This window comes from Veillonella tobetsuensis, from assembly GCF_002959935.1.
In the GTDB taxonomy this organism is placed as follows: Bacteria; Bacillota; Negativicutes; order Veillonellales; family Veillonellaceae; genus Veillonella; species Veillonella tobetsuensis.
Genome location: NZ_PPDF01000001.1, coordinates 81,078 through 107,321 on the forward strand (window position 1 = coordinate 81,078; position 26,244 = coordinate 107,321).

Annotated in this window: 26 protein-coding genes and 4 tRNA genes; 28 read left to right on the top strand and 2 right to left on the bottom strand. The window is 41.1% G+C overall.

The annotated features are described in order from the left end of the window. Nucleotides 1-74: 74 nt before the first annotated feature. Both VTHSUH11_RS00420 and tadA read right to left on the bottom strand, forming a co-directional pair. Nucleotides 75-165, bottom strand: a tRNA-Ser gene (locus VTHSUH11_RS00420). After that, nucleotides 119-667 (bottom strand): tRNA adenosine(34) deaminase TadA, encoded by a 549-nt coding sequence (tadA, locus tag VTHSUH11_RS00425; protein ID WP_105092272.1) that lies wholly within the window; start codon nt 665-667, stop codon nt 119-121. Before tadA ends, VTHSUH11_RS00420 begins: the two co-directional genes overlap by 47 nt. A 105-nt stretch (nt 668-772) precedes the next feature. Here tadA and VTHSUH11_RS00430 point away from each other — a divergent pair, with 105 nt between their 5' ends. From VTHSUH11_RS00430 to VTHSUH11_RS00565, 28 genes are all read left to right on the top strand, one after another. After that, nucleotides 773-1,399 (top strand): trimeric intracellular cation channel family protein, encoded by a 627-nt coding sequence (locus tag VTHSUH11_RS00430; RefSeq protein WP_059361603.1) that lies wholly within the window; start codon nt 773-775, stop codon nt 1,397-1,399. Nucleotides 1,400-1,537: 138 nt separating this feature from the next. Then, nucleotides 1,538-3,334, top strand: a complete 1,797-nt coding sequence (locus VTHSUH11_RS00435; protein WP_105092244.1) for a DUF4127 family protein — start codon at nt 1,538-1,540, stop codon at nt 3,332-3,334. Between the two features lie 9 nt (nt 3,335-3,343). Next, a complete protein-coding gene (locus tag VTHSUH11_RS00440) occupies nt 3,344-4,459 on the top strand; it encodes an acyltransferase (RefSeq protein WP_105092245.1) in 1,116 nt (371 codons plus the stop codon). A gap of 211 nt (nt 4,460-4,670) precedes the next feature. Further along, entirely contained in the window at nt 4,671-5,528 is an 858-nt protein-coding gene (locus VTHSUH11_RS00445) for an aminotransferase class IV (protein ID WP_105092246.1), read from the top strand. Nucleotides 5,529-5,670: 142 nt separating this feature from the next. Continuing rightward, nucleotides 5,671-6,717, top strand: coding sequence for a methionine ABC transporter ATP-binding protein (locus tag VTHSUH11_RS00450; protein WP_105092247.1), 1,047 nt, complete (start codon nt 5,671-5,673; stop codon nt 6,715-6,717). Then, nucleotides 6,698-7,351, top strand: coding sequence for a methionine ABC transporter permease (locus tag VTHSUH11_RS00455; protein WP_059361608.1), 654 nt, complete (start codon nt 6,698-6,700; stop codon nt 7,349-7,351). The genes VTHSUH11_RS00450 and VTHSUH11_RS00455 overlap by 20 nt, the downstream gene beginning before the upstream one ends. Before the next feature lie 8 nt (nt 7,352-7,359). After that, on the top strand, nt 7,360-7,665 hold the full coding sequence (locus VTHSUH11_RS00460; protein ID WP_059361609.1) for a YerC/YecD family TrpR-related protein: 306 nt from the start codon (nt 7,360-7,362) through the stop codon (nt 7,663-7,665). Nucleotides 7,666-7,801: 136 nt separating this feature from the next. Beyond that, nucleotides 7,802-8,596, top strand: coding sequence for a TSUP family transporter (locus VTHSUH11_RS00465; protein ID WP_105092248.1), 795 nt, complete (start codon nt 7,802-7,804; stop codon nt 8,594-8,596). A gap of 11 nt (nt 8,597-8,607) precedes the next feature. Continuing rightward, entirely contained in the window at nt 8,608-9,375 is a 768-nt protein-coding gene (locus VTHSUH11_RS00470) for an SDR family NAD(P)-dependent oxidoreductase (RefSeq protein ID WP_059361611.1), read from the top strand. 159 nt (nt 9,376-9,534) lie between these two features. Continuing rightward, nucleotides 9,535-10,398, top strand: coding sequence for a hypothetical protein (locus VTHSUH11_RS00475; protein WP_105092249.1), 864 nt, complete (start codon nt 9,535-9,537; stop codon nt 10,396-10,398). Between the two features lie 14 nt (nt 10,399-10,412). Further along, a complete protein-coding gene (locus VTHSUH11_RS00480; RefSeq protein WP_105092250.1) occupies nt 10,413-10,751 on the top strand; it encodes a YkvA family protein in 339 nt (112 codons plus the stop codon). A 118-nt stretch (nt 10,752-10,869) separates the two neighbouring features. Next, a complete protein-coding gene (locus VTHSUH11_RS00485) occupies nt 10,870-11,289 on the top strand; it encodes an acyl-CoA thioesterase (RefSeq protein WP_105092251.1) in 420 nt (139 codons plus the stop codon). Beyond that, entirely contained in the window at nt 11,282-12,091 is an 810-nt protein-coding gene (gene murI / locus VTHSUH11_RS00490; RefSeq protein ID WP_105092252.1) for a glutamate racemase, read from the top strand. Before VTHSUH11_RS00485 ends, murI begins: the two co-directional genes overlap by 8 nt. Before the next feature lie 12 nt (nt 12,092-12,103). Then, on the top strand, nt 12,104-12,643 hold the full coding sequence (locus VTHSUH11_RS00495) for a hypothetical protein (protein ID WP_105092253.1): 540 nt from the start codon (nt 12,104-12,106) through the stop codon (nt 12,641-12,643). 12 nt (nt 12,644-12,655) lie between these two features. Beyond that, nucleotides 12,656-13,309, top strand: a complete 654-nt coding sequence (locus VTHSUH11_RS00500) for a coenzyme F420-0:L-glutamate ligase (protein WP_059361617.1) — start codon at nt 12,656-12,658, stop codon at nt 13,307-13,309. A 173-nt stretch (nt 13,310-13,482) separates the two neighbouring features. Beyond that, entirely contained in the window at nt 13,483-15,147 is a 1,665-nt protein-coding gene (locus tag VTHSUH11_RS00505; protein ID WP_105092254.1) for a hydantoinase/oxoprolinase family protein, read from the top strand. Continuing rightward, the gene (locus tag VTHSUH11_RS00510) at nt 15,134-16,516 is read left to right on the top strand and encodes a histone deacetylase family protein (protein WP_105092255.1); all 1,383 of its coding nucleotides are present in this window, start codon (nt 15,134-15,136) and stop codon (nt 16,514-16,516) included. The genes VTHSUH11_RS00505 and VTHSUH11_RS00510 overlap by 14 nt, the downstream gene beginning before the upstream one ends. Before the next feature lie 152 nt (nt 16,517-16,668). Beyond that, nucleotides 16,669-17,442: a ribonuclease PH gene (rph, locus tag VTHSUH11_RS00515; protein ID WP_105092256.1), complete on the top strand. Its 774-nt coding sequence runs from the start codon at nt 16,669-16,671 to the stop codon at nt 17,440-17,442. Nucleotide 17,443: 1 nt separating this feature from the next. Next, on the top strand, nt 17,444-18,025 hold the full coding sequence (locus tag VTHSUH11_RS00520; RefSeq protein ID WP_105092257.1) for an XTP/dITP diphosphatase: 582 nt from the start codon (nt 17,444-17,446) through the stop codon (nt 18,023-18,025). Beyond that, the gene (locus VTHSUH11_RS00525; protein WP_105092258.1) at nt 18,022-18,519 is read left to right on the top strand and encodes a metallophosphoesterase family protein; all 498 of its coding nucleotides are present in this window, start codon (nt 18,022-18,024) and stop codon (nt 18,517-18,519) included. Before VTHSUH11_RS00520 ends, VTHSUH11_RS00525 begins: the two co-directional genes overlap by 4 nt. Before the next feature lie 75 nt (nt 18,520-18,594). After that, nucleotides 18,595-19,377, top strand: coding sequence for an adenosylmethionine decarboxylase (speD, locus tag VTHSUH11_RS00530; RefSeq protein ID WP_105092259.1), 783 nt, complete (start codon nt 18,595-18,597; stop codon nt 19,375-19,377). Between the two features lie 147 nt (nt 19,378-19,524). Continuing rightward, nucleotides 19,525-20,730: an NAD(P)-dependent malic enzyme gene (locus VTHSUH11_RS00535; RefSeq protein ID WP_105092260.1), complete on the top strand. Its 1,206-nt coding sequence runs from the start codon at nt 19,525-19,527 to the stop codon at nt 20,728-20,730. Nucleotides 20,731-20,944: 214 nt separating this feature from the next. Then, nucleotides 20,945-21,021: transfer RNA gene (locus VTHSUH11_RS00540), tRNA-Pro, on the top strand. Nucleotides 21,022-21,031: 10 nt separating this feature from the next. Beyond that, a tRNA-Gly gene (locus VTHSUH11_RS00545) sits at nt 21,032-21,105 on the top strand. 105 nt (nt 21,106-21,210) lie between these two features. Further along, nucleotides 21,211-21,287, top strand: a tRNA-Arg gene (locus VTHSUH11_RS00550). A 285-nt stretch (nt 21,288-21,572) separates the two neighbouring features. Beyond that, nucleotides 21,573-23,777, top strand: coding sequence for an ATP-dependent Clp protease ATP-binding subunit (locus VTHSUH11_RS00555; protein ID WP_105092261.1), 2,205 nt, complete (start codon nt 21,573-21,575; stop codon nt 23,775-23,777). Nucleotides 23,778-24,217: 440 nt separating this feature from the next. Next, complete coding sequence (locus VTHSUH11_RS00560) at nt 24,218-24,985, top strand: LamB/YcsF family protein (protein ID WP_105092262.1); 768 nt, start codon at nt 24,218-24,220, stop codon at nt 24,983-24,985. A gap of 55 nt (nt 24,986-25,040) precedes the next feature. Continuing rightward, nucleotides 25,041-26,237, top strand: coding sequence for an NRAMP family divalent metal transporter (locus tag VTHSUH11_RS00565; RefSeq protein WP_105092263.1), 1,197 nt, complete (start codon nt 25,041-25,043; stop codon nt 26,235-26,237). The last annotated feature ends 7 nt before the right edge of the window (nt 26,238-26,244 follow it).

Here is a 26,244-nt window from a genome sequence, read left to right on the forward strand (position 1 = left end):
AAAACCTAGATAACATCTGGATTATGTGTATCTAGGTTTATTTATTATATCTCTATCATTATCATTTAAAAGAATGGCAGAGGAGGAGGGATTTGAACCCCCGCGCCGGTTGCCCGACCTACCGCATTTCGAGTGCGGACCCTTCAGCCTCTTGGGTACTCCTCCGTGCTTTACGACGCTCTTTAAAGAAATCTTTCATCAATTGGCTACATTCATCGGCTAGGATGCCTGCTTGTAATTGAGGCTCATGATTTAATCCAGGGTGGGATAGCACATTAAACAAAGATTCAACAGCGCCTCCTTTGTAGTCGCTAGCACCATATACAACGCGATCAATACGGCTGTTAATAATGGCTCCTGCGCACATCGGACACGGCTCTATCGTAACATACAGGGTGCATCCAGTCAACCGCCAGCGATTTAGGTTATCACAGGCTTCGCGAATGACGAGAATCTCTGCGTGCGCCGTTGCATCATGATCGAGCTCACGTCGATTATGGTGGCGCGAAATGATTTTGTTGTTATAGACTAAAATAGCACCAATAGGGATTTCACCAAGGGCATAAGCTTTTTGTCCCTCCTCGATAGCAAGGCTCATAAAATATTCGTCGCGACTACGTTCGTCCATATGATTCAGTTCATTTTGTGGTATAAGGTCTTTTGTCATTATAGTACCTCTTCATGTATAATATCTTACATAAAGTCTATCATATTATATGAGTTTTTTGCGAATAGATTTAATCGTTGTGTATGTAAATCGTGTGAGGCAATTATGGATATTATTTGGTATATGTTTGATATGATTGGCACCGTTGCTTTTGCCGTATCAGGGGCGCTTGTGGGCGTGTCGCGTAAAATGGATATTTTCGGTATGGCTGTACTCGCTTTGGCTACCGCTATTGGAGGCGGAGTTATTCGAGACGTATTGTTAGGCTATTTTCCACCGAACTCATTGAGGAATGTCGTATATGTTACGGTAGTTCTGGCAGTGACATTCATCGTTTTTGTGATCTATAGCAGTCGTTATCATCGCAATATGATGGGGCCTCGCAGCCGTGCTAGCTATTTGTTTGCCGATGCATTGGGGTTGGCATCCTTTACCGTAACAGGTGCTTCTGCGGGGTATACATTATATCCTGAACTTCCTATCTTTATTGTGTTACTAGGCACAATTACTGCTGTGGGCGGAGGTATTTTGCGTGACATGTTAGCACAACGGGTGCCATCTGTACTAAAAGAAGATGTATATGCACTACCTAGTATTATTGGTGGGATTGCATATTATTTATTTGTTATTTACGGTTGGTCTGATCAGGCCGTATATGGTGCTTTCAGCATTGTACTAGTCATTCGATTGCTGGCTATTAAATATCAGTGGAGCTTGCCGCGCGTTAGATAGTAGCGGAGCTTATGGCTAGATTTGCGAAAATATGACTAAGTGATATAATTGTAATATTAGTTATTTTTAAAATGATTGTATCCCTTACAATAGTTGTGAAATGTACGCGCATGCGTGCTTAATGAAGGAGTTTAATGTATGTCTAAGAAATGGTTGAAAGTAGCATTAATGGTTACCGCTATTGCTACTAGTACATCCATCCAAGTTGATGCGGAAACTGTACTGTTTGTTCCGCAAGATGATCGACCTGTCAGTCTTCAGTATACCGTTGATACTGCAAAAGCTGCGGGTATGACGGTATTGACACCACCACAAAATTTAATATCTGGTAAAACCTATAAGGGGCAAGCTGACCAAATTTGGAATTGGGTAGAGCAAAATGCGGGGCGTGCCGATGTTATGGTATTGAGTACGGATACATTGATTTATGGTGGTCTTGTAGATTCTCGTAAGCATAATTTGCCTCTAAGTACATTGGAATATCGCTTAAAACGTATTGAAGCGTTAAAGGCAAATTATAAGAATACTCGCATTTATGGTTTTGGTACTGTAATGCGTTCTCCACGCGCTAGTGGGGGTGGCACAGAACCGTCCTACTATGCAGATTATGGTCCAACCATATTCCAAATTGCTGCATTGCAAGATAAACTAGACGCTGGTACATTGACTCAAGCAGAAACACAAAAATTGATGAGTTTACAAGCCTCTGTTCCTGTAGAATACTTGCAAGACTGGTTCTCCCGTCGTCAAAAGAATATGCAAATCAACAAGGGGTTGATTGATGAAGCTCGTAAGGGTGTATTTGAATACTTTGCCCTCGGTCACGATGATACGTCTCAATTATCTCAATCCGCTTTGGAAGGGCGTTATTTGAGCCAATACTCTAAAGGAATTCCACGCACTCAATACGGTAGTTTTCCAGGTGCCGACCAACTGGGCTTGTTATTGATGGCTCGTTCTCGGACTGATGAAAGTGTAGAGAAACCAACATTCTCCATCATCTATCCCCTTGGTGGAGCGGGTAAAACATTACCAGGCTATGAAGATCAAACCATTGATAAAACCATTGCAGAACACGTAGAGGCTGTAGGTGGTACGATGACAACAGCTGGTAAACCAACGGTTCTTCTTGCTGTTAATACGCCACTATCTACGAGCACATCTGAATCTGAAGCATTTGGCAATTTGCCAATGGTGTCTCAAGCAACTAATGCCTTTGTAGACCGTATTCAACAAGCTACTGAGCAAGGTGTAACTGTTAGCGTTGCAGATATTGCTTATAATAATGGCTCCGATAATACCTTGGTAGGTGCGATGTATAAACGTGACATACTGTATAAAATAGGTGCCTATAATGGTTGGAATACAGCAAGTAATACAGTAGGTTATGCTATCGCGCAAGGTTTGTTGCTCAAATCCATGAGCCCTGAAGGCCATCGCGATATGTTAACCCAGCAATATCTAGATAACTGGGCGTACCAAGCTAATATCCGCAAGGATATTTATCGCATGCAGGATTCTATCCGTACCGATAATGTACGTTACTCTGGCGATTTAAATTCAAAACTAGAAGAGTACTTACAAGAACGAATTCAAGATTTTGGTAAAACCTATTTAAAGGTAGACCCTCGCACAATCAAGGCTACATTCCCATGGGGCCGTCTATTTGAAACAGATATTACCGTATACAATAAACCGGTCGTACCATTGCAAAAAGACATTCGTTTGCAACGTGAAGCAGAAGCAAAAAGAAAAGCTGAAGCAGAGGCTGCAGCGGCAGCCGCATTAGCAAACGGTCAAACAGTACCAGCTGCTCAACCAGTAGCAACTCAACCAGTAGCAACTCAACCTGCTACACCTGTTGTTGCGGTACCAACAACTCAGCCGGCAACGACTCCTACTATTATTCCTACACCTGCAGCGGTGTCACAATAATAATTGCGTATGAAAAAAGCATTTTTACCTGAAATAACCTATATGCGGGGACTTTGCATGCTCGGCGTTATCGGCATTCATGTAGGTTCCTATGCATTACAAAATCCATTCGTTAATTTACAACTCATTAGCGTATTGGAAATCTTATCGCGATTCGCGGTACCCGCATTTTTCTTCCTTTCAGCGTTTGGACTGTTTTATCACACGTCGGTAAACGATCCATTTAGCTACAAGGACTTTATGAAACGGCGTATTCAAGTGGTCCTGTACCCTTATATCGTGTGGTCCTTATTCTATCTCCTCTATACAGGAGTAACGGTGCACAATTTAGGTAATCTGCATCCAGGCCCATTAATAGTGAACCTCCTATTTGGAACCGGTATGTACCATTTGTATTTTATGGTCATCTTGGTATGGTTCTATGTGCTTATGCCGTTATGGCGTGTCCTGGTGCGGTGGATTTTGAAAGCCCCCATTCCATGGCTCGTTATCTTATTTGCCTTACAATTAGGATTTGATTTTATATCGTCCTATCGACTAGGTGCGTGGGTGACACAGCAATTTAGTGATTTACCAAGCATTAAATATCTCTTTGATATGCGTCTCAATTATTGGGTGATTCATTATGTATGGATATTCCTCTTTGGTGCTGTTGTAGCAGAAAAATATGAACAGGCATCAGAGTATATGTGGCGATACAGATATATTTTGGCGATTTGTGCTGTTGTATCTGTGCTCTCCATGTTAGGGGCTTATTACTACGTGATGGATGTATGGCATTACACTGTTCTTGAAGCAATTTACACGGTCCATCAGTTGAGTCCGATGGGTGTATTCTATACGGCGTTAGGGACATTGTTTAGTCTATTCCTATTCCAAGTAATGCCTCTCAACAATACGATGGAAGCATTTTGGTCGCAAATTGGTGACACATCCTATGGCATATACTTAGTACATCCATTCTGGTTGTTGATTATGACGGGCGTGATGGTAAAATATAATCTTTTGTTTACGGTGGTTCATGTTGTTTTACTCTATGTGATGGCCGTAGGTTTATCCTACTTAACCACAATCGCTTTAAAACAATTGCCTAAATCGGCTCGTAAATATATTCTTGGTAATTAAATCTTAGGTTATATCGTGTGCATTATACGTACGATATAGCTCTTTATAAGAAAAACCGCTCTGGCCATAACTTATAGTTATCGGGAAGAGGCGGTTTTTTTCATAACTAAAAAGAAAACTTTCACAATGTAAAGTGTGAAAATTAGTTAGTAATTGTGCTATAATACAATCATACTGATTAGAGTTACAACAAGGAAAATGAGGTGCTCTTATGCAAGAATTAACATATTTTAACGGTGAATTCGTCGAATCAGGCGCAAAGGTTATCAGCATTAATGACCGAGGCTATTTATTCGGCGATTCTGTATATGAAGTTGTACGTGTTACAAAAGGTCGTTGTTTTGCGTTGTCCTATCATCAAGATCGTTTATATCGATCCATGCGTGAAATGGATATACCTGTAAAAATGACACCTGATGATTTAACGGAACTTCACGAAATTTTGATTGAACAAAGTGAAATCAAAGAAGGTTATATTTACTTACAAATTTCTCGTGGTGTAGCGCCACGTCATCATGCATATGATCGTTCTAAATTGGAACCACAAATGCTCATGTCTATCCACAATCTCGATATGGATGAGGTGAATAAGGTGGCAGCTGGTGTAAAAGCGATTGCTTTGCCTGATGAACGTTGGAGCCATGTAGATATTAAAACAACTAATTTGATTCCTAACATTTTGGCACAAACAAAGGCAGAAAAGAAATTTGCTTATACAGCGATGTTATTCCGTGACGGCATTTGCACAGAAGGGGCAACATCCAATGTGTTTGCCGTAAAAGATGGCATTCTTTACACACATCCAGCAGATAATTTCATCTTAAAGGGCATTACTCGTCAAATGATTATTACTCGTGTAGCACCATCATTAGGGGTTACTGTCATTGAAAAAGAATTCGACCGCGCATTTGTAGATGATGCGGATGAATTATTCTTTACCGATACTATTGGTGGCGTAATTCCAATTACAAAACTCGATCGTAATCCAGTAGCTGATGGTAAACCAGGTACTGTGACCATGAAATTACGACATGGTCTGGAAAAATTAATGGAAGAAGGCTTAGCTTAACCTTACTATAGCTTTGATATTGTTAGCTAAGTGGCTAGTAAGGTGCTTCGTAACGATAGATGTATCTACGATACGCCTAATAGCTTTGATATTGTTAGCTAAGTGGCTAGTAAGGGGCGCTTTCACAGAGAAAGGAACTATTTTGATTACATTAGAACACATTAGTAAGGTTTACGAAGGTGCTCATCGCGTAGAGGCTCTAAAGGATATAAGCCTCACCATTGAAAAAGGGCAAATCTATGGTATTATCGGTCAATCAGGGGCCGGTAAATCTACATTGATTCGCTGCATTAACATGCTTGAAGCACCTACATCGGGTTCTGTTATCGTAGACGGCACCGATTTGACGAAATTGAGTGCTAATGAATTGCGTAAGGCGCGCAAAAATATTGGTATGATTTTCCAACATTTTAACCTCTTATCATCTCGTACCGTGTATGATAATGTAGCATTTCCATTGGAAATACAAGGGATGAGCAAAGCTGAGATTAAGGAACGTATCACACCGATTCTTGATATCGTAGGCTTGTCTGACCGTGTAAATAACTATCCATCCCAATTGTCGGGTGGTCAAAAGCAACGTGTTGGTATTGCACGTGCATTGGCATCTAATCCGAAGGTATTGTTATGCGACGAAGCAACATCCGCCTTGGATCCACAAACTACACAATCTATCTTGAAATTATTGAAAGATATCAATGAACGCATGGGGCTTACTATCGTTCTTATCACTCATGAGATGCAGGTTATTCGTGAAATCTGTGACCGCGTAGCTGTTATCGAAGGGGGCATGATTTTAGAGGAAGGTAGTACCGTTGATGTATTTACTAATCCGAAGAAACCAACTACAAAGGACTTCGTTGGTTCTGTAGTAAGTGATAACCTACCACAAGAGGCTCTTGAACACTTTGAACTTCACCAAGATTGGATTGCTGGTACGGCACCACTTGTAAGATTGAAATTTACAGGTCAAGCTACAGATGAACCGGTTGTGGCGGGGTTAGTTCGCCGTTTTGATCTTGATGTAAGCATCTTGTTCGGAGGTATCGATTACATCCAAAATACTAGCGTTGGTCGCCTCATTGTCATCTTAAATGGCGATTCTATGAAGGCTAAAGAAGGGCTAGACTATATTAGAACATTACCAATTGAAAGCGAGGTGATCGGTTATGTCAGAGCAAGTCGTTAAATTGTTACTAACCGGTACCTTGGATACATTGCAAATGACTGTGATTTCTACAGTTATGGCAATGCTTATTGGTATTCCGCTTGGCGTAGTATTGGTTATTACGTCTAAAGGTCATATCTTAGAAAATACAGCGCTTAATAAAATTTTAGGTGCTATCATTAATGCTACACGCTCTATTCCGTTTATTATTTTGATGGTTGCTATCATTCCATTTACTCGTATGGTAGTAGGTACATCCATTGGTACAACTGCAGCCTGTGTGCCGTTGACATTGGCGGCAATTCCGTTTTTAGCACGCTTGGTGGAAACATCCATTAAGGATATTCAGTTTGGCGTTATTGAAGCGGCTCAATCCATGGGGGCCAGTCCATTCCAAATCATCCGTAAAGTATTATTGCCTGAGGCTTTGCCTACGATTATCGATAATGTAACCGTGCTTATCGTCAATTTAATCGGTTACTCTGCGATGGCGGGTGCTATTGGTGGCGGCGGTCTTGGTGATATTGCAATTCGCTATGGTTACCAACGTTTCCAAGGGGATATCATGCTCGCTACAATCATCATTCTTATCATCATGGTACAAGTAATCCAAATGGTTGGTGATGCTTTATCCAAGGCGATGAATAAGAAATAGGAGGCGTTATGAGCGTCAATGAAAAATTGAGAAGTGCTCAACATGACGAGCTCTTTTCAGGTATATTACAACTTCAAACTGTGGAAGAGTGTTATGCATTCTTTGAGGATATTTGTACTGTAAATGAATTGAAAGCTTTATCACAGCGTTTACAAGTAGCAAAAATGTTGCGTGCTGGTGATAGTTATGAAACAATCGTAGAAGAAACCGGTGCTAGTACAGCAACCATTAGTCGCGTAAAACGATGTCTCGTTTATGGTGCTGATGGATATACCTTGGTATTAGATCGATTGGCAGAAACAAAAGATTCATAGAGTGTTTTCATAAAATCACAATTATACAACGGTGACCGATGGTCACCGTTGTTTTGCATATAAGGCTATTATTTTTCTATCTGTGAATGGTAAAATAATATTATGAATCTGATAAGTGAGATTTTGGAGGTCATATATGGACTGGATTCTTTCGATAACTGGATTGCCGTATGACTTGGCAATCCTCATACTGCTTGCTATAGCTGGGGCCTTTGCGGGCTTTGTAGATTCCATCGTCGGTGGTGGCGGTCTTATTTCTGTACCGGCTATGTTGCTGACAAATTTACCGCCTAGCGTCGCATTAGGTAGTAATAAACTATCTAGTATCTTTGGCGCTGGTAGTGCGTCTATTACTTTTTTGCGAAATCACATGGTTGACTTTAACCTAGTTCGTAAATTACTACCTTTTACCTTTATTGGCTCTATGCTGGGCACATTAGCAGTTGTATCGTTACCGCCATTATATGTTAAGCCCATTATTATTGTATTACTCGTAGCAGTAACCTTATTTGTGGTCTTTAAAAAGAATTGGGGCGAAGTAAATCGAACATCCCAAGTAATGGGACGGGCCTTATATATTTGCATGGCCTTTGCTCTTGGTATTGGTATTTATGATGGATTTATTGGACCTGGTACGGGTACATTTCTCATCATGGGATTTATCTTTACGGGCTTTGATTTCTTGCATGCATCAGCAAATGCAAAAATATTAAACTTTACCAGTAATTTAGCATCTTTACTGGTATTCCTATATTTAGGTCATGTCAATATTATGTATGGTTTGGCCGCTGCTGTAGGTCAAGTTGTTGGCGCTTATTTAGGTTCTCATCTAGCGATTGCGAAGGGGTCCTCCTTGGTGCGCGTAGTATTCTTGTCGGTAACGACCATTATGTTATTAAAATTAGTATTTGATTATATTTCTACCTTATAGGAGGTGTGAGTATGCCTCATAAAAGTGATGTTCAAGTGGTATTGATTAGTGGCGGTACATCCGGTATCGGATTTGCTACGGCCAAGCTTTTACTGCAAGAGGGCTGGTGCGTGGTTATCAACGGTCGCGACGAACAAGCAGGACAAAAGGCGAAGATGAAATTACGTCGTTATTCGTCAAAGGTTCACTATATTAAGGGTGATGTATCTGTCGTAAGCGAATGTCAACGCATCGTAAATGAAACGGTAGATTTCTATGGTGGTATTTCGGCTCTAGTAACGGCGGCAGGGTATTATGAAGAAGAATTGTTGTCAGATGTGTCTGAGGCCGCTTTTGATGAAATGTTTGGAACGAATGTGAAAGGTACAGTATTTTTGTGCCAAGCAGCATTACCCTATTTACGTAAAACAAAGGGCAGTATCGTAACTGTATCTAGTGATGCGGGACTGCAAGGCAATGTAGCTTGCTCTGTATATGGTGCATCAAAAGGGGCTATCGTAAGTTTTACAAAATCTTTATCCCTCGAAATGGCACCACATGGGGTGCGCGTAAATTGTGTATGCCCTGGTGATGTAGATACTTCTCTTGTAGATAAACAGATTGCTCAATCCCATCAGGATGCAGTGCAAGCAAAGGAGGAAATGGGACAGCATTATCCATTAGGCCGTATCGCAAAGCCTCATGAAATTGGTGAAGTTATTGCATTTTTGATCAGTTCCAAGGCTTCTTTTGTAACGGGTGCAGCTTGGACTATTGATGGTGGTCTTACAAGTTGGTAATGCATTGATGTTTATCTATTACTAATAGTCATAATACACCCATTTATACAGGTAAAAATATATATTATTCATTTCAATTCTACATTGAGAATGGTATAATAATACTAATGAATAAAACATACATTCACAAGTGGAATCCGGAGAAAAAGGAGAACGATTATGGCAGAATATAATGGCGTTACAATTGAACCGCTTAGCGATGGTGGTCAAGATTTAAATTATCAAGTTGAACAGTTTATTTTCTGGGGCGCTGGTCGTGCTGCTGTGTTAGCTTTATCCCCTAAATTTAGCAATGTTGCTTTATGCACAAATGCAACATACATGGTGACTCGCATTGCACATTTGTATGATGTAGAATTACAAACAGGTGCTGTTGTAGGTTTAGTAGGTGGTTTGAGCACAGCTATTGCTACAGCTGCAATTTCCCTATTAGTTCCTATGAAAGCAGTTCGCGTACCTGTAGCTGTTGGTTTAACATATGCTATCGGTAAAGTAGCACATATTTGGATTGAAGATGGTATGCCATCCGATATTGAACGCTACAAACCTATGATCGCTGAATTCTATGAAAACGGTAAAGCTATTGCTGGTGAAATTGCTCGCGATGCAGCTGCAAGCATTCCTTTCACTCAATGTCAACGCGACGTATGGGCTGGTATTGCCAATGAAACAGGTCTTGCTAAAGAACAATTAGAGCAAGTATATGCCGACAAAGTGGCACCTGCTATCGAAAAATGGAACACAGAAACAAAATACCAACTTCATGACCATGCAGCAGAAGCAGTTGCTAAAGTTACTGATGCAGCGAAAGAAAAGATCGATGTAGCAAAAGAAACTTTGGATACAGCAAAAGAATTGGCTAAAGGTGGCGTAGAAGTAGCAAAAGCAACAACTCAAGTAGCTGTTGAAAACGCAAAAACTACGGCAGCTCAAGCTGTTGAAACTGCAAAAGATACGGCTTTCCAAGCTGTTGAAACTGTTAAAGAAACAACAAAATCCACAATTAACGGTTTCCGTAAATAATTGGAAGGATTGTTATGAATCCATTAAAAATTATCAAATATGGCAAGTATTTTAGTGAATCACGCTTTTTAGCGTTTGTAACACGATATGGTAAAAAACTTGCCTTTGTACAAAGAGCAGTGGTGTTATTCTTGTGCTTACGAGATCAAGATACACCGAAATATGTAAAGGCTATTTTAGCCGGCGCCTTAGGGTATCTCATCCTACCAATTGATGTCATTCCCGACACGATTGCGGGCCTTGGCTGGGTGGATGATGTAGCTATTCTTGGCATTGCTTTCAAAGTGGCCAATCGCTATATCAAAACAACCCATGAAGAACAAGCGAAAAAGTTATTCCCTTTTGGTCGTTAACAAGTACATAGAAAAGGCAGTTTAATCATTTTTATTGGTTGGACTGCCTTTGTTTATTTGACACCCTTTGTTAATAGATATACAATTAAATTTATATTGTAATAAGAAGGATGAATAAATGTATACAGCGACAATTAACGTCCGTTTTTATGAAACCGATATGATGGGGATTGCGCACCACAGTAATCATTTTCGGTGGTTTGAAATGGCGCGTATTGAATTTCTTCGTCACATCGGCGTAACCCTATGGGACATGATGGACGAGGACATAGTATTTCCAATCATGAATGTATCGTGTAACTATAAGGAACCAGCTCGGTTTGATGACACGATTAATATAGAAACGTATTTAGTCAAAATGACTCGAGCTCAAATGGTATTCAAATACCGTATGAGACGCGCCAGTGATGGTGCTCTATTGGCAACGGGGGAGACCAAGAACGCATTTATGTCTAAATCGTCTGGAAAAATCATACGATTAGAGGATAAATTTTATCAACCTATTGTAAATGCTGCTGAGGAGATGCCTCATGACTAATATAGATACACAACGACTGCCCATCGGTGTCTTTGACTCCGGTGTAGGAGGTCTATCCGTTTTGAAGGTCCTTCAAGAACAATTTCCCAATGAAGACTTCATCTATATAGGAGATAATGCTAATAACCCCGTTGGCAATCGACCGACTGAGGAAATTACAGAAATCGCATGTCGTATAGCAGAAACACTGCATCAACTTCCGGTGAAACTGATGGTTATTGCTTGTAATACCTTTACCGTAGTAGCCCTTGATGAGGTTCGTAGCCGTGTAACTGTGCCGGTTATCGGCGTGTCGCAAGGTGTTAAGACGGCTATTCGTGAAAGTAATAGTAATACCATCGGTATTATGGCGACGGTTGCCACCGTGAATAGTCATATTCATAAGCATGTGGCCATGGAAATTGACCATGAAGTATTTGTGTGGGAACAACCGTGTCCAGAACTAGCAGGTTTAATTGAACAAGGCCATTTACAGGATGATGCTGTGCGTGAGGCGGCTAAAGAATATTTAGCACCTATGCTAGAACGCGATATTGATGTTGTTGTATTGGGGTGTACTCATTTCCCATTCGTCAAATCAGTGCTCCAAGAATTATCGGGCGATAGCATCCGCTATATCGACCCTGCTTATGAGACCAGCGATCTTGTTAAACGAACGATGGATAGCAATAATTTGCATAATCCGTCTACGAAGCAAGGTCATAGTACCTTGTATTTTACAAAGGATATCGTTCTCGGTGCTGATTTAGGGGCCCAATTCTTAGATACGGATAATTTTTCTGTGGAATTGATTACACTATAAAGGAGAATTCTCATGTGGTTTTATAACATATTGAATGTGATAGTTGCCATTGCAGTTATCATAGCTGTTTTGTATTTATTGTTCCGTTTATTCGTATTCAAACAAGGTAATGAACGTGTTATTTTGTTAGCGAAACGAAAAACAAACTTTCAGTTGGCAGACATGAACATGAGCTCTATGACATTGTTCTGCGATGTACCATTTGTAAATAAAGGTCGCCAACTTGGCACCATTATGGATTTGTTCCCTCGTACATTGTTACCAGAAGAACATTTTGACGCAGTGAAGGTAGATGCTTGGGCGATGGATATCGACCGTCCGCGTCACGATGGGTATTTTGAAGCCATTATTATTAAACCTCGCAAAGGTGGCACGGTTCGTATTTACGTTACATTGACTGGCCAAAATGGCAATATCCGTGAAGATATTAAGGGATTCCCTTACATGGATATCGATATTTACTACCAAATCGTAGGTCGTACGGACTATCATATTGATAAACAACGTATTCGTTTAACTGCTGAAGAAGTACAAGCAGCATTAGTTCACTAAGGAGGCATAACAATGGCAGAATTAGAATTAGTATGTGTTCCCACACGTATTCTTACAGATAATGATGACATCGTTGATGCTATCGTTGAATTTGGTGGTCACAACATTGGACCAGAAGACATCGTATGTGTAGCAGAATCCGTTGTAGCGATTACACAAGGTCGCTTTACACGTCCAGAAGAACTCGATGTATGTTGGCAAGCACGCATGATTAACCGCTTTATTCATCCGGATGGATCTATGGCATCCATTTATGGTATGCAATCTGCAATGAACCTAGATGGTAAATGGAAGGTGTTAGGTGCATTCTTCTTAGGCGCTATAGCTAAAGCGTTCCGTAAACCGGGCGTGTTCTATGCAATTGCTCGTGCTGCATCCTTAACCGATGACGTAACTGGCACAATGCCTCCGTTCGATAAACATATCGTATTTGGTCCTAAAGATCCAGATAAGGTAGCTGAAAAAATCGTTCAACGTACTGGTTGCTACGGCGCTGTTGTGGCGGACGTGAATGATTTGAAACGCTCTGCAATTCTCGGTACAAGCCGCGGCATTGATGCAAATAAGATTGCTCAATTGTTGATTGATAATCCGTTTGGTAATGATAGCCAAATGACACCAATCGTTATCATTAAAAACTATGCTTCCGTTTCGGCAGCAAAATAAGAAATTCTCGATGTTTCCGGTGCAGAAACTGGTAAGTCTAGATATGTAGCAACAAGAGACTGTTCCGGCGGTCTCTTTTGTTGTATATGAGATAATAAACGTTATGAGCACGCTATATATTGTGAAAGTCTGGTCCCGTGCTTACAATGTGAAAGCATAGTTAGGAGGATAGTATGTTATTAGGCATAGATGTAGGTGGTACCTTTACAGATGCCGTTATCATAGACGGTGCAAACGTCGTTTCTTGGGCAAAGAGACGTACCACAAAAGATAATCTCATGAACGGTATTACAGAGGCCTTAGGTGCTGTATTAGTCGATATAGACTCGGCGCAGATTGAACAGGTTACATTATCTACTACAGTTGTTACGAATACGATTGTAGAACATAAGGAACAACCGGTAGACCTTTATGTTATAGCGGGGCCAGGCCGAAATGTGGACGATATATTTCCCGTAAGGCCCGTGTATCTAAAGGGCTATACAGATCATAGAGGGATTGTAGTAGAATCGACGAAATGTGAGGCTATTAATCATATTGCTCATACGGTGCAATCTCGGAGTGGCACCAATTTAGCGGCCGTATCTGCTAAATTTGGCGTTCGAAACCCTAAGGAAGAACTAGATGTTACAAATGCTCTGAGCGCTATGTATGACACTATTTCGACAGGTAGCTCTCTAAGTGGCAATCTTAATTTTCCTCGACGCACAATTAGTGCCTATTTTAATAGTGCTGTAACGGACGTGTTTAATCGCTTCAGACAAGCTGTGCGTGATGCATTGGTTGCACATAATATTACAGCCCCAGTGTATATATTAAAGGCTGATGGTGGTTCATTACCTATCGATACGATTGCTTCGGTTCCTGTAGAAACCGTATTTACAGGCCCTGCTGCGACAGTACTAGGCCTAGAAGCATTGCGTAGCGCTACATTAGGTCATACAGTGGCCCTAGATATAGGTGGTACTACAACAGATATATCCTTATGGAAACAAGGGAAGCCCCTTATGACAAAAGAGGGGGTATCCATTCGTAATTATCCAAGTGCGGTGCGTTCCTTTGCAGTGACATCCGTCGGTATTGGTGGCGAATCAGTGGTGCGTTATAATAACGGAAATCTTACAGTAGGTCCAGAACGTGTAGGTCCATCTGTTGCACTTGGTGGCATAGAACCAACATTAGGGGATGCCCTTATTGTTCTTGGAAAAGCCCAGTATGGTAACGGACAAAAGGCCTATGATGGGATTGCTCAAATTGATAGCACTATAGATGCTACTACTATGGCCCAACGTATCGTAAATGTAGCGGTACAGGTGATTCAAGAGGGTATTGATACGGTAGTAGCGAACGAAAATAAACGACCTATTTATGTAGTGGCTGATATTGTGCATCCAGATCCATTTGTGCCAGCACAGCTTGTCATCGTTGGCGGTACAGCCGCAAGTCTAGGTCCTATCATCGGAGACCAATTAGGATTGCCTATTCGCATTCCGTCTGATGCGGCTGTGGCAAATGCTATTGGTGCAGGTGTGGCTAATCATACTATGGCCATTACGATTCATGTCGATACAAAACGACGCACCATGGTGGTTCCTGAATTAGGTATTCAAGATACATCTAGTCATCTACGCTCAGCCCAAGCCGTAGAAGAGGTTGCATATGGTCTATTGCGTGAGGCTGCCAAAGAACAAGGCTTAGTTACTTCAGATGTATTACCTGACATAGAAACTATTAGTGTAGAAGATTTTCCGGTAGTAGATGGATGGCAATCAATGGAACGCATTATAACTGTGAAAGTTCAATTACAAGCGGGGGTGAGTAGTTATGTGGAATCATAAGGACAGTTACCGTGTACGAAATGGAATCGTGCCGGCAAGTGCAATAGAACATTCTTCATTAGGCCTCGTATTTTTTCCTGCCTTTGATTGGAAAATTTCCGCCACTCATCCCGAACGACAAGAGCGCTTGCTGTATACGCGGGATCAAATCGTAGAAGAAGGGTTACTAGATGTACCCAATATTCGAGAATACAATCCTATCGTAGCAGATTGGGATGTAATAGAACGTGTTCACGTTGGGGCCCCTGATTTACAATCGTGGGTGACCGATGCGCATCGCGTATCTGCTGGTGGTGCCATTGCTGCAGCTGATGCAGTATTACAAGGTGAAGTAGATAGAGCCTTTGCTCTCGTTAGACCGCCAGGGCATCATGCGATGGCTATGGTTCATGGCATCCGTGGATTCTGTACCATCAATATCGAGGCCGTCATGGTCCAACACATACGCCAAACCTATGGTGTGAAACGCGTAGCTATCGTAGATACAGATGTACATCATGGTGATGGCTCACAAGACGTGTTCTACCATGACCCAGATACATTGTATATAAGCTTTCACCAAGATGGACGGACCTTATATCCGGGCACAGGTTTTATGGATGAATTCGGAGGCCCTCAAGCCATTGGGGCTAATATAGATATTCCATTACCACCGGGCACGGGTGATGAAGGTCTATTAAAGGTGATGCGTGAACTTGTATTGCCAATTCTACATGAATTTAAACCGGATATTGTCATTAATTCGGCAGGACAGGATAATCACTTCTCAGATCCATTAGCGAATATGAATGTGACCGCTAAGGGATATGCAGAATTAGTGGATTTATTGCAAGCAGATGTCGCTGTACTTGAAGGTGGCTATTCTGTACAGGAGGCCTTGCCCTATGTAAATACAGGGATAATCTTATCCATGTCTGGCCTAGATTATAGTCGTGTTATTGAACCAAATTATGTAGAGCAACATCAATCGGCTAATGTAACGAAATATATAGATGATCTCATTGTTAAATGGAAACAGCAATGGGCACGTCGTGATGAAATAGCACGAGAGGCTCTTGTTGGTCATACAGATAGATGGGTACATGATTATTCTGTCTATTATGATGAGTCCGGCGTACAAGAACAACGACGTGAAACGGTACGTCTCTATGAGGATAAGATAGGATGGCACAGCATAGAGTCCTATGGTAACTATGGTCCGTATGCAAAACAAAGTGTGTACGCCATGTTCATTCCTTGGCAAGCTGATGATGCGACGAGAGAAGAGGCTTTCACAGAAGCCCGAAAGGCACAACAGCGAGGTGGGCTGCAACGCTATGTTGTGGTAGATCCATTAGGTAGTGGACAAATAGAACTAAAAGGGAAATGATGTCGTCATATATCGAATATAATCGTCATTTCGTGCTATAATAGAATAAATAATAAGACGCCCCTTTGTATAAGGGGCGTTACTAATGTCGTAATTCGGTTATATGCATCGTGCTAAAGAATATATAATATGGTTACAAGGGAGGCATTGTGATGCGCAGCGATAATAGAACAGCTGGTCAATTGAGACCAATTAAGATAACGAGACATTTCACGGAATATGCAGAAGGTTCTGTACTTATTGAATGTGGTAAAACAAAGGTCATTTGTACAGCTACTATCGAGGAAAATGTACCGCGCTGGCTAAAAGGTTCCGGTCAAGGCTGGGTGACTGCAGAATATTCCTTGTTGCCTCGTTCTACTAAAACACGTGTAAGTCGTGAAGCAGCTCGTGGTAAACAAACGGGTCGTACTGTTGAAATTCAACGTTTAATCGGTCGAGCATTGCGTGCCGTTGTTGATTTAAAAGCTCTTGGTGAACGGTCGATTACTGTAGATTGTGATGTTATCCAAGCAGATGGTGGTACGCGTACTGCATCGATTACAGGCGCTTTCGTGGCGCTTGTTGATGCAATTGACTATACTTTTGGAGGCTTTGGAAAATTTCCAATTACCGATTTCTGTGCAGCCATTTCTGTAGGTATCGGCCCTGATGGTCCGATTACGGATTTATGCTACGAAGAGGATAGCGCTGCCGTTGTGGATATGAATGTGGTACGCACTGGTGCAGGTAATCTCATCGAGGTACAAGGTACAGGTGAACATGGCACATTTAGCCGCGACGAACTCAATGCACTATTAGACCTTGCAGAAGCGGCAACCGATGAATTGATGGCAAACCAACGAGACGTATTAGGCTCTGTAGCGGATAAAATCGGTAAGGTGTATCCTGATGCACCAGCTATGGCGTTTGAAGGAGATAAGTAATATGGAACGTATTGTGCTAGCAACAGGTAACAAGGGAAAAATCCGCGAGTTTGAACGGGCTTTTTCTCACATGAATATTACTTGTGTGCCTGTAAAAGAGGTTGCCACAGTTCCAGAACCTGAGGAAACAGGCACAACCTTTATGGAAAATGCTATTCTCAAGGCTAAATATTATAGCGAAAAAATAGGGTTACCTTGTTTAGCGGATGATTCAGGATTAACTGTTGATGCTCTAGAAGGTGAACCTGGCGTATATTCTGCACGTTATGCTGGTTCGCATGGTGATGATGAAGCAAATAATCAAAAGTTGATTCGAGAACTACAAGGCAAAGCTAACCGGACGGCTCATTATGTGTGTGCACTAGCACTAGTCTATCCAGATGGCTCTAGTTTAACCTCAGAAGCCTCTTGCGATGGTGAAATTCAAGATACGCCAATCGGTACAAATGGTTTTGGTTATGATCCATATTTTTATGTACCTCAATTTGGAAAAACGATGGCGGAACTCGATATCGATACGAAGGAATCCATTAGCCATCGCGGTAAAGCATTACAACAATTGGTAGCAAAGGTGAATGGATGAAACGGATAGGTATTATTAGTGACACCCATGGGTACCTTGAAGATATCGACCTTGTGTTAGCAGCAACGGCTGAACAAGATATCGATATGTGGCTTCATGCAGGAGATTTGGGCGATGATGCACGGTATATGCAGGAACATACAGATGTACCGGTATATGCTGTTCGCGGCAATAATGACCGCGTGCAGCCGCTCGAGCCTAGGGAACAGTTGATTCCCTTAGAGGATACCTATATTTACATGACCCACGGTCATGATGTATCTTATTCTAATCAATCGGGGGACCTCATCCACCTTGGACGAGCGATGGGGGCTCACCTTATTGTGGCAGGGCATACACATCGTCAGTATAAGGTACGCGTGGGTAAAATTCTTTTTGTAAATCCCGGCAGCCTATCGCTACCTCGCGATAAATCGGGTGGTTCCTTTGCCGTAGTTACCTATGATGAAGGACAATTTGATGTAGAATTTATATATAAACAAGAAATTATTTAGTATAATGGTGAAAGAAGGAAAGATAACTTTCACAAATAATAGTAAGTCTATGCATGGAAAGGGTTATGGCATATCATGGATACACCAGTTAAAGCAAAGCCTAAAATGAAATTATATGGTTTTAATAATCTCACAAAGACGTTGAGTTTTAATATTTATGATATTTGTTATACTCGTACAGAGGAAGAGAAAAAACAATATATTCAATATATTGATGAAGTATACAATGCAGAGCGTTTAACATCCATTTTGACGGAGGTTAGCCATATCATTGGCGCTAATATTTTGAACGTGGCGAAGCAAGACTATGATCCACAAGGTGCATCCGTTACAATTTTGATTTCCGAAGAAGAAATCGAAAAAGAAGATGTAGTTATGCACTTGGATAAATCCCATTTGACTGTTCATACCTATCCTGAAAGTCATCCGCACAAAGGGGTGAGTACGTTCCGTGCAGATATTGAAGTATCTACATGTGGTCAAATTTCTCCGCTTAATGCGCTTAATTATTTGATTAAGAGTTTTGACTCGGATATCCTTACCTTGGACTATCATGTTCGTGGCTTTACGCGTGATGTATCAGGGAAGAAAATTTATATCGATCACCGCATCAATTCGATTCAAAACTACATCAATGCAAAAACTCGTAATTTGTACAATATGATTGATGTTAACGTATACCAAGAGAATATTTTCCATACGAAGATGATGCTTAAAGAATTTGACTTAGATAACTACCTATTTGGTATTACTGAATCCGAATTGAGCGCTCGTGAAATCAAGGAAATCAAGCATCAATTAAAACAAGAAATGACAGAAATTTTCTATGGCCGTAACTTGCCATCTGTGAAAGCGTAATCAATTCTAAAATTTTCGGAAAACTATATCGAAAAATATTGTAATGTTTGTATAGATTCTGTATAATGAAGATGTAAGGGGTATTAATAATTAATACCAAATACGAAATAGATAATGTGTGCGTTGTGATTCAAAAGGAGAATTATTATGGACGTACGTGAATTAGCAGTACAAAAAAAACGTGAATTAAAAGGCTTCCTCACAGTAGGAACTAAATATGAATTAAAAGATGCTCATGACTTGTCCGTTGCTTACACACCAGGTGTAGCAGAGCCATGCTTGCGCATTAAAGATAACGAAGCAGAATCCTTCGAATTAACTTGTCGTTCCAACATGGTTGCTGTTGTATCCGACGGTACTCGTGTACTTGGCCTTGGTGATATTGGCGCTGCTGCTGCATTGCCTGTAATGGAAGGTAAATCCTTGTTGTTCAAAAAATTTGGCGATGTAGACTGCATTCCATTAGTTGTAGATACAAAAGATGCTGATACTTTGATCAACACTGTAAAATTATTGCAAAAAAACTTTGCTGGTATCAACTTGGAAGACATTTCCTCTCCTAAATGCTACGAAATCGAAAATCGTTTAAAAGAAGAATTGGAAATTCCTGTATTCCATGATGACCAACATGGTACAGCTATTGCATGTTTGGCTGGTGTAAAAGGTGCTCTTCGTTTAGTTAAAAAAGATTTAGCTACTGCTAAAATCGTTGTAAACGGTGCTGGTGCTGCTGGTGCAAACATTGCTCGTTTGTTATACCTTGCAGGCGCTCGTGATATTACATTATTAGTATCTTCTGGCGTATTGCACAAAGACTACAAACGTCTTGACTCCTTGCAAGCTGAATTGATCGACTTGCTTAAACTTGAAGAAAAACATGGCAACTTGGCTGAAAATGCTAAAGGTGCTGATATTCTTCTTGGTGTATCTGCAGCAGGTGTATTCACAAAAGAAATTTTGGAAAACTTGGCTGACGATGCAATCGTATTCGCAATGGCTAACCCTAACCCAGAAGCAACATACGCTGATATGAAAGCAGCTGGTATTCGCATCGCTGGTACTGGTCGTTCCGACGCTCCTAACCAAATCAACAACGTAGCGGTATTCCCAGGCGTATTCCGTGGTGCTATCGATGTTCGCGCATCCCAAATCACTGACGAAATGAAATTGGCTGCTGCTGAGGCATTGGCTCACTTGATTCCAGATGACGAATTGAACGAAGAAAACGTAATGCCATCCGTATTCGATCCTCGCGTAGCTCCAGCTGTTGCAAAAGCAGTTGCTGAAGTTGCTGTAAAACAAGGTATCGCAAGAAACCCTCAAGTAGTTGAAGATGGTAGCTACGAAGGCTAATAATTAACATATAGAAATAGGCTGCTTAGGCAGCCTATTTTTGTATAATAAAGATAAATTTTTGATGAAAATATAAAAATTTACTTGTCAGATTTTTCGTCTAATGATATAATAAATTTCGTTGCAGAGAGGTGCTCAAAGACGAGTAAAACTCAGCAAAAGTAGTGGTTGACATCAACTACCGGGTTTGCTATAATGGCAAAGTAATGAATGACGGGGCATAGCGCAGTTTGGTAGCGCACCTGGCTTGGGACCAGGGGGTCGCAGGTTCGAATCCTGCTGCTCCGACCATTTTTTATTTGCGGGTGTAGCTCAATGGTAGAGCCCCAGCCTTCCAAGCTGGTCGCGAGGGTTCGATTCCCTTCACCCGCTCCATTTTTTTTTGCCTTTTTTAGGGTAAACTCATATAAAGTACAGTTGACGATACATAGTACATAATTTATACTATAATAGATAATTACATATATAGGTAATCCACATGGTTCAGTAGCTCAGTTGGATAGAGCAACGGCCTTCTAAGCCGTGGGTCGGGGGTTCGAATCCCTCCTGGATCACCAAAGAAATTAAGCGGATAGTTCGTAATGAGCTATCCGCTTTTTATTATAACAAATAACTCAAAAGTTCAAATTTCATAACCTTCCATAAACCCAGTGTTTATCTATATTTTTACTCTTAAAATACATTATTCAAATAAAAAGTCAAAATAATCAAAAATTTTCTTTTTGACTTATTGACTTTTTGACTTATTAGGATTATTATAATGACATAAGGTTAAGAAAACCTAGTAATTATAATATTAGTCAAATAGTTAAATGTAGTGATACATAAGTGAGGTAATATATATGAACAACAATTTCAATAACTTTGGTAATGAATTTGCTAGCATGAATGATTTGTTTAATCAATTGATGGGGAACATGGGTGGTTATTCTACAGAGAACCGTAGATATCAAATTAATGGTCGTGAAGTAACTCCTGAGGAGTTTGCTTATTATCGTCAAACTGGTCGCTTGCCATCTAACGAAGAAATGCAAGCTGCTCAAGCTGCAAAACAAGGTAAAATTAAACAAGATGGTATCCTCGGTCGTTTAGGTACTAACTTGACTGACCAAGCTCGTGACGGCAAACTCGATCCTGTAATTGGTCGTAATAAAGAAATTCAAGAAACAGCAGAAATCTTAGCACGTCGTACTAAAAACAATCCAGTACTCGTAGGTGATGCTGGTGTAGGTAAAACAGCTGTAGTAGAAGGTTTAGCACAAGCTATCGTCAATGGCGATGTTCCTGCAGCTATTAAAAATAAAGAAATCATTTCCATCGATATTTCCGGTTTGGAAGCTGGTACTCAATATCGTGGTTCCTTCGAAGAAAACATTCAAAACCTTATTAAAGAGGTAAAAGCCGCTGGCAATATCATCTTGTTCTTTGACGAAATCCACCAAATCTTAGGTGCTGGTTCCACTGGTGACGGTCAAGGCTCCAAAGGTTTAGCAGATATCTTGAAACCAGCTCTTTCTCGTGGTGAATTATCCGTAATCGGTGCTACAACACAAGATGAATACCGCAATACAATTATGAAAAACGCTGCTTTGGCTCGTCGTTTCAATGAAGTAAAAGTAAACGCACCATCTGCAGAAGATACTTTCAAAATCTTGCAAGGTATTCGTCCATTATACGAAGCGCATCATAACATTGAATTACCTGATGCTGTGTTGAAAGCAGCGGTAGATTATTCCGTACAATACATTCCTCAACGCAGTTTACCAGATAAAGCAATCGACTTGATCGACGTAACTGCAGCGCACTTGGCATCCCAACATCCTGTAACTGATATTAAAACATTAGAAGCAGATATTGCAGATGCTAAAGCAAAACAAGAGGAATATGCTCAAAAAGAAGATTATGAATCTGCTATCAATGAAAAAATGCGTATTCAAAAATTACAAGCAGAGCTTGATAATCATACAGAAAATCAAAAAGTAGTGGCTCAAGTAAACGACGTAGCAGAAGCTGTTGAAAGAATGACAGGTATCCCTGTATCTCAAATGGGCGCGTCTGATATTGAACGCTTGAAAGACATGAAATCTCGTTTGGAAGCAAATGTTATCGGTCAAGATAAAGCTGTAGAGGCTGTATCTTGCGCTATCCGTCGTAACCGCGCGGGCTTTGACGAAGGCAACCGTCCAATTGGTAGCTTCTTGTTCGTAGGTCCTACTGGTGTAGGCAAAACTGAATTGGCTAAACAATTAGCTATTGATATGTTCGGTAATAAAGATGCTATCATCCGCCTCGACATGTCCGAGTACAGCGACCGCACAGCTGTATCCAAATTGATTGGTGCTACAGCAGGTTATGTAGGCTACGAAGATAATTCTAATACATTGACTGAACGTGTTCGTCGTAATCCATATTCCATCGTTCTTTTCGATGAAATTGAAAAAGCAGATCCTCAAGTTATTACATTGCTTTTACAAGTATTGGATGACGGTCGCTTAACAGATGGCCAAGGCAACACAGTAAACTTCAAAAATACTGTTATTATTGCTACATCTAATGCAGGCTTTGGTTTTGGCAGCGATGCTCAAGATGAAAGCAAAGCTGACATCATGGAACGTATTGCACCTTACTTCCGTCCAGAATTCTTGAACCGCTTCAACGGTGTTATTGAATTCAATCATTTGAGCAAAGATGATTTGAAGAAAATCGTAGACTTGATGTTGAACCAAGTAAATAAAACATTAGCTAAAAAAGGTATCACCTTAGATGTTACAGATGATGCTAAAGCTTTATTGATGGAACAAGGTTACGATAAAGCAATGGGCGCTCGTCCATTACGTCGTGTTATCGAAACCGAAATTCGCGATAATGTAACAGATTTCTACTTAGACCACATCGATGTAAAACACTTGTTTGCAGATGTGAAAGATGGTCATATTGTGATCAGCGACAAGGATGCTGCTAACATATCCGATGCTAAATCCGGTGATGATACATCTGCAGATGACAGCAAACAAGCTGATGATGCTGCATCCAAGGATAATAAATAATCGGTAGGCTATTGACCCTTTCATTGAATCCCTTACAACTCTCTCCATATACACATATATAACAATAGTCCTATTGATGGTGAAAGCACTCGACATTGTGTCGAGTGCTTTTTTGCGTGTATATGGCATTTTATACTTTATCGTATGCCAATAAATGTAGGAAAAATTACATTTTGCATAGATATTTATATAAGTTGGATTATGTATACATGAATACATGCTAAGAATTTTGTATACATGAGAAAATTACTTGAATTGTGAACCTCATAATTTGTATAATCTTACTACAAGCTATATTCTATAGAATTTAAAAGAAAGATGAGTATCTATATGAGTTCCATGAGATATACATTTGAGTTCAATGGGAAATACTCCGCATTGAATGAACTATTGATAGAAAATGAATAAGCAAGAATATAGATATCTGAGAGGTATAGAATATGAAACAATACATAGATTTAAATAGCGATTTAGGTGAAAGTTTTGGCAATTATTCATTGGGCATGGATAGTGAGGTGTTAAATCACGTCACTAGTGCCAATGTGGCTTGTGGTTGGCATGCCGGCGATCCTCTCATCATGGAGGCCACTGTTAAGATGTGCAAGGAGAAGGGCGTAGCTGTAGGGGCCCATCCGGGATATCCTGATTTGATGGGCTTTGGACGCCGTAGGATGGCGGTGAGTCCTGATGAGGCACGGGCGTATATGATCTACCAACTCGGTGCGTTGCAAGGATTTTGCAATCAGTACGATGTAGAGTTGCAGCATATGAAATTACATGGTGCTTTTTATAACATGGCGTGTGTAACGCCGGAATTAGCTGATGCGGTATTAGATGGTTTACAAGCGGTGAATCCCAATGTTCAAGCCATGGTGCTCAGCGGTAGTTATATAGCCAAAGAGGCGGAGCGACGAGGTATTCCAGTGATACAAGAGGTCTTTGCAGACCGAGGCTATACAGAGGAAGGCACCTTGGTGCCTCGTACGGAAGAGGGGGCTTTCATAAAAGACCCGCAAGAGGCATTAGAACGAGTGCTCATGATGGTGCAAGAAGGCAAGGTCGTAACGAATACGGATAAAACAATCGATATTGCAGCCGATTCCGTATGCGTTCATGGCGATAATCCGAAAGCGATAGCTTTCACAAGCTATATACATGAAGGGCTCGTTAAGGCGGGTGTCATTGTAGCAAATTTTCAGAATCGATAGTTCAACATAGATAGTTCTAGAATGGATAGTTCTAGCAGAGGTATAAGGAGTTAGTATGAAACCCATTACAGGTAAAGCGAGTTTGTCGGTCCTCTTAGGGGCGGCGTTTTTGATGGCCACGTCATCCATCGGGCCAGGATTTATATTACAAACGGCGGCGTTTACAGGTGAGCTGAAGGCGGATTTCGCGTTCGCTATCGTGGTATCCGTTATTTTCTCCATCATTGCACAGCTCAATGTGTGGACCATTATCGGCGTTTCTAAAATGCGGGGCCAAGATATTGCGAATAAGGTATTGCCAGGGCTTGGTTATGCAGTAGCGTTCTTGATCTCCCTTGGGGGTCTTGCGTTTAACATCGGCAATATTGGCGGTGCATCCATGGGCCTTAACATCGTATTCGGTATCGATACGACGACGGCAGCGGCCATCAGTGGTATCTTGGGTATTTTATTATTTGCGTCTCCTAAAATGGGCGGGGTCCTCGATAATACAGCGAAGGTTTTGGGCACAGTAATGCTAGCCCTCATCGGCTATGTAGCGTTTTCTACGAACCCTCCTGTAGCAGAAGCTGTAACGCATGCCATCGTGCCGACACATTACGCTTGGCTGGCTACGATCACCCTTATCGGTGGTACCGTAGGCGGGTACATTACATTCTCCGGCGGCCATCGCTTGATTGATGCGGGCATTACAGGTCGTGAACATTTAAACGATGTACGTCGTGCTGCCTTTATGGGCATGTCCGTAGATGCCATTGTTCGTATATTGCTATTCTTGGCCGTACTTGGTGTCGTATCCATGGGCTTTACATTAGATCCAAAGGACCCAGCAGGTTCTGCGTTCTTACTTGGTGCTGGTGAAATCGGTCATAAATTATTCGGTATCGTATTCTTCTGCGCTGCGTTGACATCTGTTGTAGGCGCTGCCTATACATCCGTATCCTTCCTTAAAACCTTGTTCAAGGTGGTGGAACGGTATGAAAAATTGACCATCATGGCATTCATCTTTGTGTCCACATGCATTCTTATCTTTATCGGTAAACCGGCTACACTATTAATTGTGGCGGGCTCTGTGAATGGTTTGATCTTACCTGTTACATTAGCTGTTATGCTATTGGCAACGCGTAAGTCGAATATCGTAGGGGACTATAAGCACAATCCGATTTTATTCTACACCGGCTGGATTGTCGTGCTTGTGACCGCTTATATCGGTGTTACATCCTTGCAAGGTATTGCTAAATTATTAGGTTAGGGGGACA

Bases quoted from the DNA above. Each gene is read 5' to 3' on its own strand.
- murI (WP_105092252.1), top strand. From the start codon at position 11,282: ATGACTAATATAGATACACAACGACTGCCCATCGGTGTCTTTGACTCC.
- VTHSUH11_RS00560 (WP_105092262.1), top strand. From the start codon at position 24,218: ATGAAACAATACATAGATTTAAATAGCGATTTAGGTGAAAGTTTTGGC.
- VTHSUH11_RS00555 (WP_105092261.1), top strand. From the start codon at position 21,573: ATGAACAACAATTTCAATAACTTTGGTAATGAATTTGCTAGCATGAAT.
- VTHSUH11_RS00520 (WP_105092257.1), top strand. From the start codon at position 17,444: ATGGAACGTATTGTGCTAGCAACAGGTAACAAGGGAAAAATCCGCGAG.
- VTHSUH11_RS00455 (WP_059361608.1), top strand. From the start codon at position 6,698: ATGTCAGAGCAAGTCGTTAAATTGTTACTAACCGGTACCTTGGATACA.
- VTHSUH11_RS00535 (WP_105092260.1), top strand. From the start codon at position 19,525: ATGGACGTACGTGAATTAGCAGTACAAAAAAAACGTGAATTAAAAGGC.
- VTHSUH11_RS00480 (WP_105092250.1), top strand. From the start codon at position 10,413: ATGAATCCATTAAAAATTATCAAATATGGCAAGTATTTTAGTGAATCA.
- VTHSUH11_RS00460 (WP_059361609.1), top strand. From the start codon at position 7,360: ATGAGCGTCAATGAAAAATTGAGAAGTGCTCAACATGACGAGCTCTTT.
- VTHSUH11_RS00435 (WP_105092244.1), top strand. From the start codon at position 1,538: ATGTCTAAGAAATGGTTGAAAGTAGCATTAATGGTTACCGCTATTGCT.
- VTHSUH11_RS00445 (WP_105092246.1), top strand. From the start codon at position 4,671: ATGCAAGAATTAACATATTTTAACGGTGAATTCGTCGAATCAGGCGCA.
- VTHSUH11_RS00470 (WP_059361611.1), top strand. From the start codon at position 8,608: ATGCCTCATAAAAGTGATGTTCAAGTGGTATTGATTAGTGGCGGTACA.
- VTHSUH11_RS00440 (WP_105092245.1), top strand. From the start codon at position 3,344: ATGAAAAAAGCATTTTTACCTGAAATAACCTATATGCGGGGACTTTGC.
- VTHSUH11_RS00505 (WP_105092254.1), top strand. From the start codon at position 13,483: ATGTTATTAGGCATAGATGTAGGTGGTACCTTTACAGATGCCGTTATC.
- VTHSUH11_RS00465 (WP_105092248.1), top strand. From the start codon at position 7,802: ATGGACTGGATTCTTTCGATAACTGGATTGCCGTATGACTTGGCAATC.
- VTHSUH11_RS00485 (WP_105092251.1), top strand. From the start codon at position 10,870: ATGTATACAGCGACAATTAACGTCCGTTTTTATGAAACCGATATGATG.
- rph (WP_105092256.1), top strand. From the start codon at position 16,669: ATGCGCAGCGATAATAGAACAGCTGGTCAATTGAGACCAATTAAGATA.
- VTHSUH11_RS00475 (WP_105092249.1), top strand. From the start codon at position 9,535: ATGGCAGAATATAATGGCGTTACAATTGAACCGCTTAGCGATGGTGGT.
- VTHSUH11_RS00430 (WP_059361603.1), top strand. From the start codon at position 773: ATGGATATTATTTGGTATATGTTTGATATGATTGGCACCGTTGCTTTT.
- VTHSUH11_RS00525 (WP_105092258.1), top strand. From the start codon at position 18,022: ATGAAACGGATAGGTATTATTAGTGACACCCATGGGTACCTTGAAGAT.
- speD (WP_105092259.1), top strand. From the start codon at position 18,595: ATGGATACACCAGTTAAAGCAAAGCCTAAAATGAAATTATATGGTTTT.
- VTHSUH11_RS00565 (WP_105092263.1), top strand. From the start codon at position 25,041: ATGAAACCCATTACAGGTAAAGCGAGTTTGTCGGTCCTCTTAGGGGCG.
- VTHSUH11_RS00495 (WP_105092253.1), top strand. From the start codon at position 12,104: ATGTGGTTTTATAACATATTGAATGTGATAGTTGCCATTGCAGTTATC.
- VTHSUH11_RS00510 (WP_105092255.1), top strand. From the start codon at position 15,134: ATGTGGAATCATAAGGACAGTTACCGTGTACGAAATGGAATCGTGCCG.
- VTHSUH11_RS00500 (WP_059361617.1), top strand. From the start codon at position 12,656: ATGGCAGAATTAGAATTAGTATGTGTTCCCACACGTATTCTTACAGAT.
- tadA (WP_105092272.1), bottom strand. From the start codon at position 667: ATGACAAAAGACCTTATACCACAAAATGAACTGAATCATATGGACGAA.